This window comes from Brevundimonas sp. EYE_349 (assembly GCF_023147505.1).
Classification (GTDB): Bacteria; Pseudomonadota; Alphaproteobacteria; order Caulobacterales; family Caulobacteraceae; genus Brevundimonas.
Genome location: NZ_JAHXPB010000001.1, coordinates 683,792 through 702,451 on the forward strand (window position 1 = coordinate 683,792; position 18,660 = coordinate 702,451).

Genomic DNA, 18,660 nt, shown 5'->3' on the forward strand with positions numbered 1-18,660 from the left:
ACGAAGATTCTAAGACGATGTGAACGCTGGTTTTTACGCCTGCGCCTCGTCCGGGGTCAGGGCCTTGATCGACAGGGCGTGGACCGGCCCGGCCAGTTCGGCCTTCAACAGGGCGTTGACCGCGCGTTGACGCGCCACGCGCGACTGGCCCTGGAAAGTCTCCGACACGATCACCAGATTGAAGTGGCTTTCGCCGCCAGGCTTGGCGTCCATCCCGCCTTCGTGATGGTGGCCGGCGTGCCGCCAGCTGTCATCTTCGATCTCCAGCCGTCGGGGGGCCAGGCCCTCCGTCAGTTTTGCACGAATAATTGCCGCGACCGGGCCTTCCGACATGATCGATTCCTTGATGCCGTCCAATTCGGCCCTACACTTCGGCTGATGTCCGCCTCCTTTCAATACAAGCCGCGCTTCACCGACATCCGCGTGAAGCCGCCCAAGCCCGAGGAAGAGGCGGCCCAAGCCGACGTTCTTCACCTCAAGCCGGGCGAAAAGCCCTGCCAGTGGCCCGATTGCCGCAAGGCCGCGACGGCCAAGGCGCCCAAGTCGCGCGACCGGCTGAACGACTTCTACGAGTTCTGTCAGCCCCACGCCGGCGAATACAACAAGGGCTGGAACTTCTACGCCGGCATGAGCGAGGGCGAGGTCCGCGCCGCCCAAGAAAATGAGGCCATGACCGGCGGCCGCCCGACCTGGGAGATGAAGGCCGGCAAGTTCACGCGCGAGGCCGCCGCCTTCGCCTCCAAGATGGGCACGTCGAACACCACCGGCGCCGGCTCATGGCGCGACAGCTTCGGCCTGTTCGGCCGCAAGGGCGATCAGGCGCCGCAGTCCCCGACCGAGGATCGCCGCGTGGGCAAGCTGGAACGCGCCGCGCTCGCCGACCTGGGCCTGGATCCCGGCGCCGACAAGGCCAAGGTGAAGGCCAGTTATCACGAGATGCTGAAACGCTTCCACCCGGACACCAACGGCGGCGACCGCGGCGCCGAGGCCAAGCTGCAGCGTGTCATCAAGGCCTGGAAGACGCTGAAGAAGGCCGGGTTGGCCTAAGGCCTGCCCGGCGCCTTGGAGATCAGTTGATCCGCGATCATTTGCGGGGCCTTGGCGTTCATATAGATCAGCGCCTGTTCCGCCGCGGCGCGATCCGCCCGGTTCGCCGTCGATAAGCCGAGCGACGCCAGAAAAGTCGCCCCCGCGCGTTGATCGGGGCAGGCCGGCCCTTCGATGCCGAACGGTTTGGCCGCGTTGTTGAAAACGCAACTGCGGGCGGCCTCGCTGGCCTCATCCCAGGCCCGATCCAGGCTCGCCCTGCTCAAGCCTTTCTCGCGTTCGACCCGCGCCGAAGCTCCCAGTTGGATCACATGGGAAGCAATGGCGGCATGGATCCAACGAGGCGGCAAATCAGATCGGCCCGTACAGTCCTGTGAGATCGCCAGAAGGTCGGCGCCGCGTTGCGACAGGGCGCGCATCCCTTGCGACATGCTGCGGTCATAGGCAGTCATCACCGCCTGCTGCTCCGCCTCCGGCAGGCGCGACCAAGCACAGGCTCCCGTCGCCAACGGCACGTCCGTCGCAGACAGGATCGCAAGCGCAGCGACAACCTGAATCATGGACACCCCCTACGTCCCAACCCGTGACTGTTACTGGCACAATCGAGAGGACAACGGCAAGCGGTCGGGGTGTCACTCTGCGTAGATCATCTTGCGGGTCATCCCGCCGTCGACGGTCAGGACCTGTCCCGTCACGAAGCTGGCCTGGGCAAGATACAAGACCGCCTGGGCGATGTCGCCGGGACGGCCGACGCGGCCGACCGGGTGCTGATCGTAATCGACCGGCCGCAGGCCTTCGCCGTCGGAAATCCAGCCCGGGGCGATGGCGTTGACCCGAATCTTCGGACCCAGGCTGATCGCCAGCGCATGGGTCAGGGCCACGAGCGCGCCCTTCGACGCCGCATAGGCTTCGGTCTCCGGCTCCGACATGAACGCGCGGGTGGAGGCCATGTTGACGATGGCCCCGCCCTCCCTGAGCAAGGGAATGGCGGACCGACACATCAGGAAGGTGCCGGTCAGGTGGCTGTCGACCACCTTGCGCCAGTCGGCCAGCGACAGATCGGCTAGCGGCCCATTGACCGGATCGGCGACCCCGCCGTTGTTGACCAGCAGATCAAGCTGCGACCAGCCCAAGGTTTCGAAGGCGCGCGCGACCGAGGTCTCGTCTCCCAGATCGCAGTCGATATGGCGCGCCGCGCCCTTCCCCGCTTTCAGGTCGAACGAGGCGACGTCCCATCCCTGGTCGATGAGCGACTGGCACAATCCCGATCCGATCAGGCCCGATCCGCCCGTGACGATGGCTTTCTTCATGGGCCTCACAACTGGTCGGACCCGGGTTGGTTGCGACGGTCAGGGTTGTCCGGCGGCCAGACCGTTCGAAGCGGTCATCATCGGCGCGGCCGGTTCGCGGAAATAGCGGTCGATGCCGTCCGCGACCGTCTTCATCAACCGGCGGCGGGCGCGCTCGTCGGTCAGCATCCGCTCGTCCTCGGGATTGGTGATGAAACCCATCTCCAGCAGCACCGCCGGCACGTCGGGCGCCAGCAGCACGGCCAGACCGGCGTCGCGGTGGCTACGGCGCAGCAGCGGCGTCTCGGAACCTTCCAGATGGGTCAGCAGAACGCGCGCGAACTGGGCCGATCGGTTCTGCGTCGCGCGCTGGGTCATGTCCAGCAGTATGCGGTCCACCGAGGGATCGCGTCCCGGCAGATGCAATTCGCGGTGCCAGTTGTCGCCGTGCGTGAACTCTCGCACCGCCCGACCCGCCCCCTGTTCGGACAGGGTGTAGACGCTGGCCCCGCGCAGAGCCGGATCGGCGCCGGCGTCTGCGTGCAGGGAGATGAACAGGTCCGCGTCCGCCTGGCGTGCGATGGCCACGCGACGATACAGATCGACATAACGGTCGTCCTCGCGCGTCAGTCGCACGCGATAGCGCCCAGTCCGCTCCAGCTCGCTCTTCAGCGCCAGGGCGGCGGCCAGGGTCACGGTCTTTTCGCGTGCGCCGGCGCCGCTGGCGCCGGGATCGTTGCCGCCATGGCCTGCGTCGATGACGATCAGCGGCTTTCCTGACCGACGCGGCGCGGGCGGGGGAACCGATGGCGACGGCGCACGGGCGGCCGCGACGGCGCCGCCCACCGCCTTCAGGTCGATGACATAACGATAGTGGCTGACCCCGTCGCCGGGCGGCAGCAGAAAGCGCCGCTCGATCTCGCTGCCGCGCGCCAGCTCCAGCTGGATGCGCGACGATCCGCCCGAAGCCGACACGGCGTAGGATCGCACCAGCCCCGAACCGTCCCCGTTCAGCCCACGGCCCGGCGCCACGCCGTTCAGCGCCAGGGTGACACGCCCCTGCCCGCCGGCGTCGACCACCCGGCCCTGCGCCGCCTTTTCCAGATCGATGACCACGCGGGTCCGGTCGCCGTCCGCGCCGAAGCGCACGCTGAGCACATCGCCCTGAGCGCCCCAGGCGAAGCCGCGCGTGCCGAACAGCCCCACGCCGCAGATGACCACGAAGGCCAGGGCGGTCATCGCCCATTCCTTCGCGCCCCAGCGCATCAGACCTGTCAAAACGCGACCGCTCATTTGCGCCGACGAACCTACTGAAAGCCTACTCGACCCTCAGGATGCCAGACGCTCGTATTCAGGGGGTTAAGGCCAACGCCTTTTAATTCGCGAATTGCGTGACTATGCTGTGACCGCTCGCGAACCGATCGCGCCGATTTCGCCCTTTGCGAAGCCTGGCGCGCCCTCCTCGCGGCGATGACTTTCACCAATCCTAGAATCTCCCGGCATCGCCGAGGATTCGAAGAGCGGACCAGGGATGCGGCCTTCCCAAGGGATTGGCGCGCCCGGTTCAGGACCGACGACTTCCATGAGCCTTAACGCCTGCGCACCCCAACGGCTTGATCAAGCCTGCTTCGCCGTTCTCGGCGAGGGGATGTCGCGCGCGCCGGCCCTCACCTTCATTCGGCGAGCCGCCATGACCCTGTTCCGCCATCCGGGACGGTCGGCCTGCGCGCGCCAGAGAGAGACCTTCCATGTCAAAGACCATGCTGATCGACGCGGCCCACCCGGAGGAAACCCGGGTCGCCATCGTGGACGGACGCCAGATTGAGGAATTCGATTTCGAATCCCGTGCGAAGCGCCAGCTTCGCGGCAACATCTACCTCGCCAAGGTCACCCGCGTAGAGCCCAGCCTTCAGGCCGCCTTCGTCGAATACGGCGGCAATCGCCACGGCTTCCTGGCCTTCAACGAAATCCACCCGGACTACTACCAGATCCCCGTCGCCGACCGCGAAGCCATCATGGCCGAGGCGCACGACGACGACGACGAGGACGATCTGGACCGCGAATCGACCGGCGACGACGTCGATCCCGACGCCGCCCTGGCCGATGAGGAGCGGCTGAAGCGGCGCCTGATGCGTCGCTACAAGATCCAGGACGTCATCAAGCGTCGCCAGATCCTGCTGGTCCAGGTCGTCAAGGACGAACGCGGCGCCAAGGGCGCGGCCCTGACCACCTGGCTGTCGCTGGCCGGCCGCTACTGCGTGCTGATGCCCAACACCGGCAAGGGCGGCGGCATTTCGCGCAAGATCACCAACACCTCGGACCGTCGTCGCCTGAAGAGCGCGGTCGCGGCTCTGGACGTGCCCACGGGCATGGGCCTGATCATCCGCACGGCCGGCGCCAAGCGCACCAAGGCCGAGATCAAGCGCGACTACCAGTACCTGCTGCGCCTGTGGGAGACGATCCGCGAGACCACGCTGGCCTCTCACGCCCCCTCGGTGATCTACGAGGAGGAAAACCTGGTCCGCCGCGCTGTGCGCGACATGTTCGACAAGGACTTCGACGGCATTCAGGTCGAGGGCGTCGAAGGCTTCAAGGAAGCGCGCGACTTCATGCGCGTGCTGATGCCCGCCCAGGCCAAGAAGGTTCACCTGTATCGCGGCTCGCGGCCCCTGTTCGCGGCCAACGGCATCGAGGAGTTGCTGACCCAGATCCACCAGCCGGTCGTGCCGCTGAAGTCGGGCGGCTATCTGGTCATCAACCAGACCGAGGCCCTGGTGGCCATCGACGTCAACTCCGGCCGCGCCACCAAGGAGCGCAACGTCGAGCAGACGGCGTTCAAGACCAATATGGAGGCGGCTGTCGAGGCTGCGCGCCAGTTGCGTCTGCGCGACCTAGCCGGCCTGGTCGTGATCGACTTCATCGACATGGACGAGGGCAAGAACAACCGCGCCGTGGAGAAGGTGCTGAAGGACGCCCTTTCGTCCGACCGCGCCCGCATCCAGATGGGCCGCATCTCGCCCTTCGGCCTGATGGAGATCAGCCGCCAGCGTCGCCGCCTGGGCGTGATCGAGGGCGCGACCGAGGCCTGCCCCCACTGCCAGGGCACCGGCCGGATCCGCTCGGCCGAATCCGCCGCCCTGATGACCCTGCGCGCGGTCGACATCGAGGCCGGCAAGAACGGCGCAGGCGTCGTTGTGCTGAAGGTCTGCACCGCCGTCGGCCTGTATATCCTGAACCACAAGCGCGCCTATCTGCAGGCCCTGCTGGAACGTCGCGGCCTGAACGTCATCGTCCAGATCGACGACAGCCTGGGTCAGGGCGAACACAGTATCGAGCGCACCGAGACCAACGAGGACTTCGTCGCGCCCGAGATCGAAATGCCCGATCTGGACGACGACTTCGACGCCTCGCTCTATGAGGACGAAGAGGACGACGAGGACGAGGAAGTCGTTGCCGACGACGAGGACGACGACGAGGACTCGCTGGAGCGCGAGGACACCGACGACGACGAACCACGCGAGCGGTCGGAGCGTCACGACGGAAACGGCCGCGGTCGCAACCGTCGCCGTCGTCGCGGCGGTCGGCGCGACGAGGGGGCCGTGGACGCCGTGTCCGCAGACGACGCCTCTGACGACGAGGAAGACGAGAACGGCCGTCGTCGCCGTCGCGGCCGTCGCGGCGGTCGCCGGATGCGCGAGGACGGGGATCGCGACGTCTATACCTGGGTGCGCGGCCGCACGCCCTCGCTGGACGAGCCCTATGTCTGGTTCGACCCGCTGAACCCCGGTCGCGGCGAGGGCCGCAGCGAGCGCTTCGAACGCGCCGAACGTCTTGAAGCCGACGCCAGCGTCGAGCCTCTGACCGCGACAGTTGACGAAGCCAATGCCGAAACCACGAACGAGGAAGGCGGCCGTTCGCGTCGCCGCCGTCGTCGCGGTCGCGGTCGTGGCGGCGAGGCCGGCGCGGCGCACGAGATCAAGGTCGAGAACCGCGCCACCAACGAAGGCATGCCGCCCGACGGCTCGCCCGAGACGCCGATGGCGGTCATGATCCAACCGACCAGCGAAACCGTCGAGGCCGCCGCGCCGGCACTTGCGCCCGAACCGCAGCGCCGCCGCGTGCGTCGCAAGTCGGCCAGCGCCAGCCTCGAGGTCGCGACCGAGCCGCACCCCGACACGGCCATCGAGCCGAACGAGGCGACGGTGGAAGGCGAACCGGCCGATCTGGACGTCACACCGCACGAGGCGCTCGTCTCGGAGACGGTCGAGATCGCCCCGGTCGAGCAGCCCGCCGCGCCTGCTCCGACGCCGATCGAGCCCTCGCCCGCCGTCTTGGCCGAACCCTTCGTTGCGCCAAAGCCCGAGATCGATGTCGAGGCCATCATCGCCGAGGATCCCAACCAGATCGTCGCGCCGCCCGAAAAGCCCAAACGCGGGTGGTGGCGCCGCTGATCGGTCAAGATTATATTGTCAGGATGCAGGCGGGGGCCGGTCGCTATTGGAGTTCAGCCATGAGGTGGCTTCCCCGATCTGCATCCCGTCTTCTGGCGGCGGCGGCGACGGCCTTTATGGCCTTGTCCGTCGCCGGCCAGGCCGCCGCACAGAGCCTGATCCGCGACACCGAGATCGAGGGCATCGTGCGCGAATGGGCCGACCCGGTCTTCACGGCCATGGGGCTGAACCCGTCCGACATCCAGGTCCTGCTGGTCAATGACGACGAACTGAACGCCTTCGCCACGCGCGGGCGGATCATGGGCGTCAACACCGGCCTGATCCTGCGCACCAAGACGCCCAACGAACTGCTGGGCGTGATGGCGCACGAGGCCGGCCACATCAAGAACCGCCACACCCTGCGCGACGGCGCCCAGAACGCCGGCAAACAGCCGATGTTCATGACCATGGCCCTGGGCGCCCTGGCCATCGCGGCGGGTGCGCCGGACGCGGGCGTGGCCTTGCTGGGGTCCAGCCAGTATTTCGGCGCCCTGGGCGCCCTGCGCTACATGCAGGGCCAGGAGGGCGAGGCCGATCTGACCGGCGCGCGCGGCCTTGAGGCGGCCGGTGAATCCGGCGCGGGCCTGGTGTCCTTCTTCGACAACTTCCGCTCGCAGGAAGTCTTCTCCGACGCCCGGCGCTATCCCTACTTCCGCAGCCACCCCCTGTCGTCGCAGCGCATAGAGACCCTGCGCCGCTATGTGCAGGAACAACCGCACTACGACCACCGCGACAGCCCCGAGCGTGTGGCTCAGCACGCCCTGATCCTGGCCAAGATCCACGCCTTCATGGACGCGCCGACTGCGACGCTGCGGGACTATCCCTCCACCGACGTCTCCCTGCCCGGCCGCTACGCCCGCGCCATCGCCTGGTATCGCGACGGCCAGACGGACAAGGCCTTGACGGCCGTGGACGCCCTGATCGCCGGCGATGTCGCGAACCCTTATTTCCAGGAACTGAAGGGCCAGATTCTCTTCGAGGAGGGCCGCCCCGCCGAAGCCGTCGCCTCTCACCGCGAAGCCGTGCGACTAAAGCCCGACGCTCCTCTGCTGCGCGTCAACCTGGCCCACGCCCTGATCGAAACCAACGACAAGGCCAATCTGGACGAGGCCATCGACCAGTTGAAACGCGCGGTCGTCGCCGAAAAGGACAACACCATGGCCTGGCGTCTGCTGGCCCAGGCCTACGCCGCCCAGGGCAAGGAGGGCGAGGCGCGCCTGGCCTCGGCCGAATACTATTTCGCCGGCGGCGACGAGAAACAGGCGACCCAGTTCGCCCTGCGCGCCCGGTCCATGCTCGACCCCGGCTCCATCGAATGGCGCCGGGCGGTGGACATCGTCCTGGCCTCGGGCGCCACGCCCGACGATCTGCGCGACCTCGACCAACGCGAGGCCGCCCGCCGGCCCACGACCCTGAACTGACTTTCCCCGACTGCGAGCCTTCATGACCGACGACGCCCCCGCGCCTGCACCCGAACCCCACGCCGCCGCCCAGCCCAGGACGGCGGGGCTGCTGAGCGGCGGGCGCGCCGGCTACATCGCCCTGGGCCTGTCGGTCGTCGCCCTGGGTCTGGCGGCCGCCCCCTATTTCACCGGCGGCTCCAATGTCCGCACCTATTTGCTGAACCACCCCGAGGTCTTGCAGGAGGCCAGCCAGGCGCTGCAGGCCAAGGAAGGCCAGGCCCGCGTTGACGAAACCAACGCCGCCGCCGCCGCCAACGCCGGCCTTCTGGCGCCCGACAGCCGCGATCCCGCCTTCGGTCCGGCGGACGCCAAGGTCACGGTGATCGAATTCTTCGACTTCCGCTGTCCCGGCTGCAAGGCAGTAGCTCACGACTATCGCGCCCTGATGGCGGCCCACCCTGAGGTTCGGTTCGTCTTCAAGGATTGGCCCATCCTGGATCGCGGCGACGACATCACCTCGCAATACGCCGCCCGCGCCGCCCTGGCCGCGCATCAGCAGGGCAAATATCTGGAGGTGTACGACGCGCTGATGAACGAGCGCGCCCTGACCCTTCAATCCATTGACGCCATCCTGGCCGCGCATGGCGTGGACATGACCCGCGCCAAGGCGACCCTGGCCTCGCCCGAGACCACACGCCACATCGCCGACATCCACACCACGGCCGCCGCCCTGCGCCTGCAAGGCACCCCGACCTTCTTCGTCAACGGCAAGGCCGCCGCCAGCATCGACCCTGCCGAGATCGGCAGGATGATCGAGGCCGCAAAGAAATAGGCCCGCGATGCTGAACCGCCTGCCCTGGGCTTTGGTCGTCTTCCGGCTGCTGTGCGCGCCTGCGCTGGTCGGCTTGGCGATCATCGCGCCTCAGGCGGGCGGGACCGCCGCGATCCTGCTGTCCCTGGCGGTGTTGTCCGACATCTTCGACGGCGTCATCGCCCGTCGGCTGAAGGTGGTCACCCCAACCCTTCGACGCTGGGACGGTCGGGCGGACGTGATCTTCTGGTTGAGCGCCGCCTGGGCCCTTTGGCTGATGCATCCGGCCCTGGCGGCGATAGTGGGGCCGCTGGCCTTGATCCTGCTTGTCTTGGAGCTCGCCAATCACGCGGTCAGCTTCGCGCGCTTTCGGCGCGAGGCTTCGCCGCACCACTGGCTGTCCAAAATGTTCTGCCTGTGTCTGTGGGCGCTGTTCGTTCAGCTGTTCGTATCTGGCCAGACGAGTTGGCTGCTGTGGCTGACCTTCGGCCTGGGCGTGCTGTCGCAGATCGAGGCTTTCGCCATCACGATGCGGCTGAGGGCGTGGCGCTGCGACGTGCCGTCCGTTTTCGCCCTGGGGCGTTAGGCCTCGGCCAACGTCATCTGACCGCCGATCCATTCGACGCCCGCGTGGCGCAAGGCGTCGTTCGCCGCCGCCTCGTCGCCCATCGCCTGTTCGGCGCGATAGAGGACATAATAGCTGTAGGGGTCGTTGGGCCAGTCCTTCAGCAGTTCGCCGATCTTGGCCTTGGCCCCCGCCGCATCGCCCGACGCCAGCAAGGCGGCCGCCACGCTGCGGCGGGTCGGATACCAGATCATCGGCGGATCACCCCCTTCGGGGTTCATCGCCTGGATTTGCGCGGCACGGCCATAGGCGGCGATGGCGGCGGGATAGTCGGCCTCGATCATGGCCGCCCGCCCCTCCAGCACCTTCTGGAACAGTTCGGCGAAGCCGGTCTCGCGATCCGCCATCGGTCCCTTGAAAGCCTTATCGGCCAACAGCGCGGCGATGCCCGCCGCCTCGGCCCGCACCGCCCGCGCGTCGTCGCGACGCGCCGCCGCCTCGCCCCGCGCATAACGCCAGCCCACCCGCATCAGCGGCCGACCGGGGTCCGGCTCCGGCAGGGCCGCGACCTGAGCCGCCGTTCCGAACCGGCCGTATAGGGCATAGGCGTCGGCCGCCATGATCTGGCGATAGGCCCAGTAGTCGTCCTCGCCCGCCTGGGGCGCGCCCAGCAGCGTCGGATAGGTCGCCATATACCAGTCGGCCAGCTCCAGCCCCTTTTCGGCCCCGCCCGCCATCAGGGCGCCGCCCATGCCGAAATGGATGTTGTGCGCGTGCAGTCTCATGCCGCGAATGCCGCCGGGCGGTCCGACCAGCTGATCGTAATTCTTGTCCAAGGCCACGGCCTGGACGTTGGACATCATCGCCTCCTTGTAGCGCCCCACGCGATAGAAGGTGTGCGACGGCATATGCACCAGATGGCTGGCCCCCGGCGCCAGCAGGGCCAGCCGTTCGCCATAGGCCAGGGCCCGGTGCGGGTCGTCCGACCATTCGGTCAGGTGGATATACAGGTGGATGGCGCCGGGATCGTTCGGCTGGACCGTCAGGGCGTGTTCCAGGATCGCCATGGCGCGGGTCACGGCCGGATCGGCCGCCTTGCCGTTCTTGTCCCACCACTCGCCCTCGGGCTGCAGCATCCAGGCGTCGGCGGCGATGCTGGCGATGGAAACGTCTTCGGGATGGCGTTTGGCGATCCGGTCCATCGCGCGCGCGAACCGCAGGGCGCGCGTATCTTCCTTGCCGGAATAGCGCTGGATCAGCGCGTCGATCATCTGGCGCTGAACCGGCGTCGCGTCGCGGGCCAGCTGACGCGCCTCGCGCGCGACCCGTAGGCCGGTGGCGATAGAGTCAGGGTCGCCCCCGCCCCCGTTCAGGTTCGGCCCGATGGCCCAGGCCTCACCCCAGGCGCACATGCCGCACGAGGGGTCCAGCTGACGCGCCTTTCGAAACGCCCGCACCGATTCGGAATGTTCGAACGCCCAGCGCAGCCGCACGCCATAGTCGAACCACGCCTGGGCCTCGGGCGTCTTGGCGTCCACCGGAAAGCCGTCGCTGCCGAAACCGGGCGCCATGACCATGTCCGCGGTCGGTTGGACGTCGCCGACCGCCCCCACCCGGCCGCAGACCTGCGGATTGGCGATCAGGGCCAGGGTGGCCGCCGTGGCGGTGGCGTCGGCGACGGCCACCGGCGCAATCAAACAGGCGATCGAAACCGTCGCCACCCACAGGCCCTTACGCATCGCCGCCTCCCCGCGTTTGCGACGGCTATTGTGCGCCGGAATCGCGGACGCGCCAATGCGCAGCCGTTCAGGGCCGGGTGACGGCCAGGGTATCCTCGGGCCGACCGTCACCCGCCGGCGCCGTAAGACCCAGCATCCGCGCCAGGAAGGGCTGAACGTCCACGCTGTCCAGGTCGCTCAGCCGCCGCCCCACAACCACGCCCGGACCGTGGGCGATGAAGATCGCGGCCATCTCGGGCGCCTGGTTGTCATAGCCGTGGGCCCCGCCCGGGCGGGTCACGGGCCGGTCCCGCGTCGCGGTCAGCCAGCCGGTCTCGACCATGCAGACGATCTGGCCCACGCGCGGGTTGGACCCATAGACCAGCCGCGCCGGCACATCGGCCTTGTTCCAGCATTCCATGTGCGGATGCCGGCCGACCAGCTTCTGCTGCACCTCCGCCTCGCGGCCCGGAGCCGGGTCGGCGGTCAGCACCGCCCCGCCATAACCGATCTTCAGCGCCGCCGGGTCGATGATATCGTCGATCCAGACCACCCGGTCGGGGGAAGTCGCCGCCATTCCGTGATCGGACACCACCACCAGCAGGGTCCGGTCGTACAGGCCCCTGGCTTTCAAGCCCTCTATCAGCCGCCCGATAGACGCATCGACCGAGGCCGCAGCCGCGCGCGTTTCCGGCCCATCCGGGCCGTTGCGGTGGCCGGCGGTGTCGACAATGTCGAAATACAGGGTCTCCAGCCTGGGTCGCTGATCCGTCGGCAGGTCCAGCCAGGACAGCAGCCGATCCACCCGCGCGTCGCCCGGCATGCCCTGATCGAACGGCGCCCACTGGCTGGGACGCACGCCGTGGATCTCGACCTCCGATCCCGGCCAGAACATGGTGCCGGTGCGCACCCCCGCCTTCTCGGCCGTGACCCAGATCGGCTCGCCCTGAGCCCAGAAGCCGCTTTCCTTGCTGGCCATGGTGAAGACGCCCAGTTGCGCGTCGGTGAAGCGGTTGGCCACCACCCCGTGATGGTCGGGGTGCAGACCCGTCACCAGCGTATAGTGGTTGGGGAAGGTCACGCTGGGGAACGACGGCCGCATCGGCCCGAACGCGCCCCCGGCGACCAGCCCGTCCAGCACCGGCGTCTGGCCCTTGCCCATATAGTCCGGCCGGAAGCCGTCGATGGAGATCAGGATCACCCGATCCGGCAGGGCGGCCTGAACCGCTGCGCCGGCCACGCCCTGCTGCGTCTGCACAGGCGGCGTCCCGGCGCAGGACGACAAAGCCAGGGCGCCGGCGGCGATCAGACCGGCGAGCGGGAAACGAAACATGGACGACCTCGGATACGACACGAAACCATTGCCTAAACTTAATGCGCGACAGGCGCACGACGGCTTGTCGGAACGTCGTTCTCGCGCCAAGCTTGCATCATGGACACCGTCATCGAAATCCGCAGCCTCACCAAGACCTATGGGGCGGTGAAGGCCCTGGACGGTCTGACGCTCTCGATTCCGCGCGGCGGGGTCTATGGAGTGCTGGGCCCCAATGGGGCGGGCAAGTCGACCCTGTTCCGCACTCTGCTGGGCCTGATTCGGCCGACCGAGGGCGACGCCACGGTGATGGGCGGCCGCATAGGCGATCCGGCGGCGATGCGCCGCATGGGCTCCATGATCGAGACGCCGCGCTTTCCCCCCTTCATGACCGCCCGACAGGTGCTGGTCTGGCTGGCCCAGGCCCATGGCGGCGTCAGCGGGACCGAGATCGACAACTGGCTTCAGCGCGTGGGTCTAGCCGAGGCCGCAAACCGTCGCGTGCGCGGCTTCTCCGTGGGGATGCTGCAACGTCTGGGCGTCGCCGCCGCCCTGATGACCAAGCCCGATCTGGTCATTCTGGATGAACCGACCAGCGGCATGGACCCCCCCGGCATCCAGGAAATGCGCGCCCTGATCCGCAGCCTGGCGGACAACGACGGCGTGACCGTCATCCTGGCCAGCCACCAGCTTCAGGAGGTTCAGCGCGTCTGCGACCGCGTGGCCATCTTCAACAAGGGCAAGGTCATAACCGAGGGCCGGGTCTCGGACCTGACCGCCTCAGGCGAGCGTCTTCGCCTGTCCGTCACCCCCCTGGCCAAGGCCATGGCCGTGCTGGGCCAGCGCGCCGCCCTGGACGGGGACGCCGTTCTGGCCACGGCGCCCCGCGCCGAGGCCCCCGCCCTGATCAAGGCCCTGGTCGAAAACGGCGTCGACATCGAGGAGGCCCGTTGGATCGGCGCCGACCTGGAAGACGTCTTCATGAGCGAGACCGGCTGGACCGGCGTGCAGGAGCAAAACCGTGCTGGCTGACGCGATCCGATCCGAAACCTATCGCCTGTCGCGCAACCGCACCGCCCGGTTCTGGAGCGTGCTGTTCGTGCCGGTCATCAGCCTGGTGCTGGCCACCATCGGCTTCGTGGTCGCCAAGGCCAATGAGGCCAAGTTGGTCGGCAAGCTGCCGCCGGAACTGATGACGGGCGGCCCCCTGGACCTGGGCCTGACGCTGGTCAAGAGCGCCGGCGACTTCGCCAACCCCGCCATCCTGATGTTCGTCCTTATCGGCGCGGCGACTATCTACGCCGGCGACTATCGGTGGGAGACCTGGCGCTTGATCAGCGCCCGCAACACCCGCTCCAACCTGCTGGCGGGCAAGGTCGTGGTCACCGCCCTGCTGATTGTCGCCGCCACCTTCGCCGCCCTGGTGTCCGACCTGATCGCCAGCTTGATCCAGGCGGCGGTGTTCGGCCGGCCCCTGACCTTCTCTATGACGGGCGCCGCCGCCGCCGACTTCGGCCTTCTGGCCCTTACCGGCTGGGCGCGAATCCTGCAGTTCACCATGCTGGGCCTGTTGGCGGCGGTCATGACCCGCTCGCTTCTGGCCGCCCTGTTCGCGCCGCTGGTGATCGGCATCGGCCAGTTCTTCCTGCCGCAGATTCTGATGCCGATGGGCGTGACCCCCGACGGCTGGCTGTTGCCGCTGCTGTCGCCGGGCATGGCGACCGACCTGCTGAAAGCCGTCATCCAGGGCGGGACGGCGGCGGCGGACCTGCCGGATCATGCGCTGTTGAAAGGCGTGCTCGGCCTGGCCCTGTGGATCGTCGTTCCCTTCGCCGCCGCCGTGGCCTGGTTCAACAAGCAGGACCTGTCAAAGGAGTAGGCGGCGGCGGACTGCGTTCGCCTTCCCGCACCAGCCAATCTCGGAAGGCGTCCACGGCGGGGTCGCGCCGCCCTTCCGGCCGCAGGAAGGCGAACCACGACGCGCGTTCCACAAAGCCGAACGGCGCGACCAGCCGCCCGGCTAGGACGTCGGGCGCCACGAAGGCCCAGGGCGCAATGGCCACGCCCAGGCCAGATGCGGCCGCCTCGACCAGCGAATGGTTGTGGGCGAACTCCCGCTCCGGCGCGTCGCCCTTCAACGTCACGCCCGCCAGGTCCGCCCACACCGTCCACGCCTGCCGGAAGGTGGCAGAGCGCAGACGCGGCGCCGCTCCGACCGCCTGAAGCGTGGGCATCTTCGCCATCAAGCCCGGCGCACCGACCGGCCCCTGGTGCTGTGACAGGAAGCGCGTGCTTTCGGTGCGGACATGGCGCTGATCCGGCTCCACGATGCGAATGGCGCCATCGAACCGATCCCGGCGAAAATCGACCGGCAGATAAGATTCCGACAGCCGCACCCTGACCTCGGGATGCGCCTCCAGAAAGCTCGGCAGGCGCGGGATCAGCCATTTCAGCGCAAAGGTGCCCAGGCAAGAGATTTCGATTTCTCGCACCGTCTCACCCCGCGCCTCGGCCACCGCCTCGGTGATCGCCCCGAAGGCGGGCGTCAGAGCCTCCGCCAACCGACGGCCGGCCTCCGTCAGGACCAAGGCATGGCGCGGTCCGCTGACCAGCCGCACGCCCAGCGCGGCCTGCAGCGCCGCGATCTGGCGGCTGACCGCCCCGTGGGTGACGCACAGTTCGGCGGCCGCCCGCGTCATGCTGGCGTGGCGGGCGAACACCTCAAAGGTTCGCAGCGCATTCAACGGCGGCGGCGCACGGCCCGTCATGTGACCTCCCCTCACACAGACCTCACCGCATAATCGATATCGCGGCGCGCGCCTATCGGCTTCAACCTGGCTGATGTCGCACTTCGATCCGCCGCCCCGCCCGCCCCGCCGTCCAATGCAGGACCAGATCGCCTATGGGCTGTGCATATTGCTCATATGGATAATGGCGCTGGCCGCGATTTTGGACGCCTAGAGCCGCTTTTCCATGAAGACGTCGGCTCGGGCATAGGGTGTCGGCCGGGCAGGCAGATGCGCGAACCCAAATCGTTCATACAGGCTCACCGCCGAGGTCAGTCCGCTGTTGGTCTCAAGGTACAGACGCCCCACGCTCATCCGACGCGCCGCCGCCTCGCAGGCCTCCAGCAGGCGCCGCGCCAGCCCCTGCCCCCGCGCCCCTGGCGTCACAGTCATCTTGCACACCTCCACGCCGCCCTCGATCGGCAGGATGGCGCAGCAGCCGATGGCCCGCCCGTCCTTCTCCACAATGAAGATACGCCCGCCCCTGTCCAGAAACGCCCCTCGCGGATCGTCCATGGCCAGTCTGTCCTTGGCCTCGATCTCGAACCCGCCCTCGGCCAACCAGGCCGCGTTCAGCTGCGCCCAGGCGGCGGCGTGGTCGGGGCGGTAATCGACGATGGCGGCGGTCATGGCCGCCTGATGCCCGATCCGCCGGCCAAACAAAAGGGCGGCCGGATCGCTCCGACCGCCCTTTCGGCGTTTGGTCTGTCGACCGGGTTTTAGTCTTCGTCGCCTTCATAGGCCAGGACCGGACCGGAGTCCTTGCCCTTGGCTTCGACGTCGCGATCGACGAACTCGATCACAGCCATCGGGGCGTTGTCGCCGTGGCGGAAGCCGGCCTTCATGATGCGGATATAGCCGCCGTTGCGCTCGCTGTAACGCGGGCCCAGCGTCTCGAACAGCTTGCCGACTTGCGGCACGTCGCGAACCTGGCTGATGGCCTGACGACGCGCGTGCAGATCGCCCTTCTTGGCCAGGGTGACCAGCTTCTCGACGAAGGGACGCAGTTCCTTGGCCTTGGGCAGGGTCGTGGTGATTTGCTCGTGCTTGATCAGCGAGGCGGCCATGTTCGCGAACATGGCGGTGCGGTGGCTGGTCGTGCGACCGAGTTTACGATGGGCGGCGCCGTGGCGCATCTGGGTCTCTCCTACTCCGGGTCCGGTATCTCCTGATCGGAGACCTAGGCCCGTAATCTTCTAACCGCCCCGTCATTCTCCTCGAGAGGAGACGGGCGGAGGGTTGAACTTAGATCTGGTCGTCGAACTTCTTGGCCAGGTCTTCGATGTTTTCGGGCGGCCAGTTCGGCACGTCCATGCCGAGGCTGAGGCCCATCGTCGTCAGAACTTCCTTGATCTCGTTCAGCGACTTGCGGCCGAAGTTCGGGGTGCGAAGCATTTCGCCCTCGGTCTTCTGGATCAGATCGCCGATGTAGACGATGTTGTCGTTCTTCAGGCAGTTGGCCGAACGGACCGACAGCTCCAGCTCGTCCACCTTTTTCAGCAGCGCCGGGTTGAAGGGCAGGTCGGGCTTGCCGTCCGACTGCTCGACAGCCTTCTTGGGCTCTTCGAAGGTGATGAAGATCTGCAACTGGTCCTGCAGGATGCGCGCGGCGTAGGCCACGGCGTCCACAGGCGTCACCGCGCCATTGGTTTCGACTTCCAGCAGCAGCTTGTCATAGTCCAGCGACTGGCCCTGACGGGTCGGCTCGACACGGTAGGCCACCTTCTTGACCGGCGAATACAGCGCATCCACGGCGATCAGGCCGATGGGCGCGTCTTCCGGGCGGTTCAGTTCGGCCGCGACATAGCCCTTGCCGTTCTGAACGGTCAGTTCCATGCGGATCGAGGCGCCGTCGTCCAGCGTGCAGATGACGTGATCGGGGTTCAGAACCTCGATGTCCGCCGGCACGTCGATCTGGCCGGCCGTCACCGCGCCGGGGCCCGTGGCGCGCAAAGTCATGCGCTTGGGACCTTCGGCGTGCATACGCAGCGCCAGTTGCTTGATGTTCAGGACGATGTCGACCACGTCTTCGCGCACGCCTTCCAGCGACGAGAACTCATGGACCACGCCGTCGATCTGGATGGCGGTGACCGCCGCGCCTTGCAGCGAGGACAGCAGAACGCGACGCAGCGCGTTGCCGAGCGTCACGCCGAAGCCACGCTCGAGGGGCTCGGCCACCAGGCGCGCCTTGCGCTGGGCGTCGGAGCCGGTCTCGATCTGGGGCTTCTCGGGACGGATCAGCTCTTGCCAGTTTCTTTCGATCATTTTGTCCCTCGAACGGGTTTCGTCGGCTCCGGCCTTGTCGACGAGGCCATGGTGGAGCCGACGGAGATGGGGTGTGCCTGGAACGAAGTCGCGATTAGACGCGACGACGCTTGGGCGGACGGCAACCGTTATGCGGCATCGGCGTGACGTCGCGGATGGTCGTGATCGTCAGGCCGACCGACTGCAGCGCGCGCAGGGCCGATTCACGGCCGGAACCCGGACCCGAAACGTTCACCTCCAGCGTCTTCACGCCGTGTTCCTGCGCCTTCTTGCCGGCGTCTTCCGCAGCCATCTGGGCGGCGTAGGGGGTCGACTTACGCGAACCCTTGAAGCCCATGTGACCGGCCGAAGACCACGAGATCGCGTTGCCCTGGGCATCGGTGATCGTGATCATGGTGTTGTTGAACGAAGCATTCACGTGGGCGACGCCCGAGGTGATGTTCTTGCGCTCGCGCTTCTTTACGCGACCCGGTTCCTTGGCCATGTGTCTGTCTTACTTCTTCTTGCCGGCGATCGGCTTGGCGGGACCCTTGCGGGTGCGGGCGTTCGTATGGGTGCGCTGGCCGCGGACCGGCAGGCCCTTGCGGTGACGCAGGCCGCGATAGCAGGCCAGATCCATCAGACGCTTGATATTCATCGACGTCTCGCGGCGCAGGTCGCCCTCGACGGTGTGATCCTTGTCGATCGTTTCGCGGATCGACAGGACTTCGGCGTCCGTCAGCTGGTTCACGCGACGGGCGGGCTCGATGCCTACCTTCTCGGTGATGTCCTTGGCGGCGGCGGGGCCGATGCCATGGATGTACTGAAGCGCGATTTCCACGCGCTTGTTGGTCGGGATATTGACGCCAGCAATACGGGCCACGAAATTCTCCAGATACGCGTTAGTCAGACGCAACAAACGCTCCGGTTAACGAACCAGGAGCGTGGCGCCCTTCGCGGGAAGGCGCCCTTATACAGATGATTCACAGGCAGTC

19 protein-coding genes are annotated in these 18,660 nt (G+C 67.5%); 7 read left to right on the forward strand and 12 right to left on the reverse strand.

Annotated elements, in window-relative coordinates:
• Positions 1 to 33: 33 nt before the first annotated feature.
• A complete protein-coding gene (locus tag KZX42_RS03605) occupies positions 34 to 333 on the reverse strand; it encodes a BolA family protein (RefSeq protein ID WP_248117167.1) in 300 nt (99 codons plus the stop codon).
• 45 nt (positions 334 to 378) lie between these two features.
• Between KZX42_RS03605 and KZX42_RS03610 the strand changes: the two genes are divergently transcribed.
• Entirely contained in the window at positions 379 to 1,047 is a 669-nt protein-coding gene (locus KZX42_RS03610) for a J domain-containing protein (RefSeq protein ID WP_087119288.1), read from the forward strand.
• Here the strand turns inward: KZX42_RS03610 and KZX42_RS03615 are convergent.
• From KZX42_RS03615 to KZX42_RS03625, 3 genes are all read right to left on the reverse strand, one after another.
• Entirely contained in the window at positions 1,044 to 1,466 is a 423-nt protein-coding gene (locus KZX42_RS03615; RefSeq protein ID WP_248117168.1) for a hypothetical protein, read from the reverse strand. The two genes, KZX42_RS03610 and KZX42_RS03615, sit on opposite strands and share 4 nt — an antisense overlap.
• A gap of 213 nt (positions 1,467 to 1,679) precedes the next feature.
• Positions 1,680 to 2,357 (reverse strand): SDR family oxidoreductase, encoded by a 678-nt coding sequence (locus tag KZX42_RS03620; RefSeq protein WP_248117170.1) that lies wholly within the window; start codon positions 2,355 to 2,357, stop codon positions 1,680 to 1,682.
• Between the two features lie 39 nt (positions 2,358 to 2,396).
• Positions 2,397 to 3,575 (reverse strand): N-acetylmuramoyl-L-alanine amidase, encoded by a 1,179-nt coding sequence (locus KZX42_RS03625; RefSeq protein ID WP_248117172.1) that lies wholly within the window; start codon positions 3,573 to 3,575, stop codon positions 2,397 to 2,399.
• A gap of 509 nt (positions 3,576 to 4,084) precedes the next feature.
• Between KZX42_RS03625 and KZX42_RS03630 the strand changes: the two genes are divergently transcribed.
• From KZX42_RS03630 to KZX42_RS03645, 4 genes are read left to right on the forward strand one after another with little or no spacing between them, the layout of a single operon-like run.
• Positions 4,085 to 6,787 (forward strand): ribonuclease E/G, encoded by a 2,703-nt coding sequence (locus KZX42_RS03630; protein WP_248117174.1) that lies wholly within the window; start codon positions 4,085 to 4,087, stop codon positions 6,785 to 6,787.
• Between the two features lie 59 nt (positions 6,788 to 6,846).
• The gene (locus tag KZX42_RS03635; protein ID WP_248117176.1) at positions 6,847 to 8,247 is read left to right on the forward strand and encodes a M48 family metalloprotease; all 1,401 of its coding nucleotides are present in this window, start codon (positions 6,847 to 6,849) and stop codon (positions 8,245 to 8,247) included.
• 22 nt (positions 8,248 to 8,269) lie between these two features.
• On the forward strand, positions 8,270 to 9,061 hold the full coding sequence (locus KZX42_RS03640; protein WP_248117177.1) for a thioredoxin domain-containing protein: 792 nt from the start codon (positions 8,270 to 8,272) through the stop codon (positions 9,059 to 9,061).
• Between the two features lie 7 nt (positions 9,062 to 9,068).
• On the forward strand, positions 9,069 to 9,626 hold the full coding sequence (locus KZX42_RS03645) for a CDP-alcohol phosphatidyltransferase family protein (RefSeq protein WP_248117178.1): 558 nt from the start codon (positions 9,069 to 9,071) through the stop codon (positions 9,624 to 9,626).
• On the opposite strand, the gene KZX42_RS03650 is transcribed toward KZX42_RS03645, so the two are convergent.
• Both KZX42_RS03650 and KZX42_RS03655 read right to left on the reverse strand, forming a co-directional pair.
• Positions 9,623 to 11,344, reverse strand: a complete 1,722-nt coding sequence (locus tag KZX42_RS03650) for a hypothetical protein (protein ID WP_248117179.1) — start codon at positions 11,342 to 11,344, stop codon at positions 9,623 to 9,625. The two genes, KZX42_RS03645 and KZX42_RS03650, sit on opposite strands and share 4 nt — an antisense overlap.
• A 67-nt stretch (positions 11,345 to 11,411) precedes the next feature.
• On the reverse strand, positions 11,412 to 12,656 hold the full coding sequence (locus KZX42_RS03655; protein WP_248117180.1) for an ectonucleotide pyrophosphatase/phosphodiesterase: 1,245 nt from the start codon (positions 12,654 to 12,656) through the stop codon (positions 11,412 to 11,414).
• A gap of 99 nt (positions 12,657 to 12,755) precedes the next feature.
• Between KZX42_RS03655 and KZX42_RS03660 the strand changes: the two genes are divergently transcribed.
• Together KZX42_RS03660 and KZX42_RS03665 are read left to right on the forward strand one after the other, a co-directional pair.
• On the forward strand, positions 12,756 to 13,667 hold the full coding sequence (locus KZX42_RS03660) for an ABC transporter ATP-binding protein (RefSeq protein ID WP_248117181.1): 912 nt from the start codon (positions 12,756 to 12,758) through the stop codon (positions 13,665 to 13,667).
• On the forward strand, positions 13,657 to 14,514 hold the full coding sequence (locus KZX42_RS03665; RefSeq protein WP_248117182.1) for an ABC transporter permease: 858 nt from the start codon (positions 13,657 to 13,659) through the stop codon (positions 14,512 to 14,514). The genes KZX42_RS03660 and KZX42_RS03665 overlap by 11 nt, the downstream gene beginning before the upstream one ends.
• On the opposite strand, the gene KZX42_RS03670 is transcribed toward KZX42_RS03665, so the two are convergent.
• The 6 genes from KZX42_RS03670 to rpsM form a co-directional block, all read right to left on the reverse strand.
• Positions 14,486 to 15,403, reverse strand: a complete 918-nt coding sequence (locus tag KZX42_RS03670) for a LysR substrate-binding domain-containing protein (RefSeq protein WP_248117184.1) — start codon at positions 15,401 to 15,403, stop codon at positions 14,486 to 14,488. The two genes, KZX42_RS03665 and KZX42_RS03670, sit on opposite strands and share 29 nt — an antisense overlap.
• A 189-nt stretch (positions 15,404 to 15,592) precedes the next feature.
• Complete coding sequence (locus tag KZX42_RS03675; RefSeq protein WP_248117185.1) at positions 15,593 to 16,051, reverse strand: GNAT family N-acetyltransferase; 459 nt, start codon at positions 16,049 to 16,051, stop codon at positions 15,593 to 15,595.
• Positions 16,052 to 16,140: 89 nt separating this feature from the next.
• Positions 16,141 to 16,557 (reverse strand): 50S ribosomal protein L17, encoded by a 417-nt coding sequence (gene rplQ / locus KZX42_RS03680; RefSeq protein ID WP_087119301.1) that lies wholly within the window; start codon positions 16,555 to 16,557, stop codon positions 16,141 to 16,143.
• Between the two features lie 109 nt (positions 16,558 to 16,666).
• Positions 16,667 to 17,686, reverse strand: a complete 1,020-nt coding sequence (locus tag KZX42_RS03685; protein ID WP_248117186.1) for a DNA-directed RNA polymerase subunit alpha — start codon at positions 17,684 to 17,686, stop codon at positions 16,667 to 16,669.
• 94 nt (positions 17,687 to 17,780) lie between these two features.
• The gene (gene rpsK, locus KZX42_RS03690; RefSeq protein WP_013268944.1) at positions 17,781 to 18,170 is read right to left on the reverse strand and encodes a 30S ribosomal protein S11; all 390 of its coding nucleotides are present in this window, start codon (positions 18,168 to 18,170) and stop codon (positions 17,781 to 17,783) included.
• A gap of 9 nt (positions 18,171 to 18,179) precedes the next feature.
• A complete protein-coding gene (rpsM, locus tag KZX42_RS03695) occupies positions 18,180 to 18,548 on the reverse strand; it encodes a 30S ribosomal protein S13 (RefSeq protein WP_026108555.1) in 369 nt (122 codons plus the stop codon).
• Positions 18,549 to 18,660 lie beyond the last annotated feature (112 nt).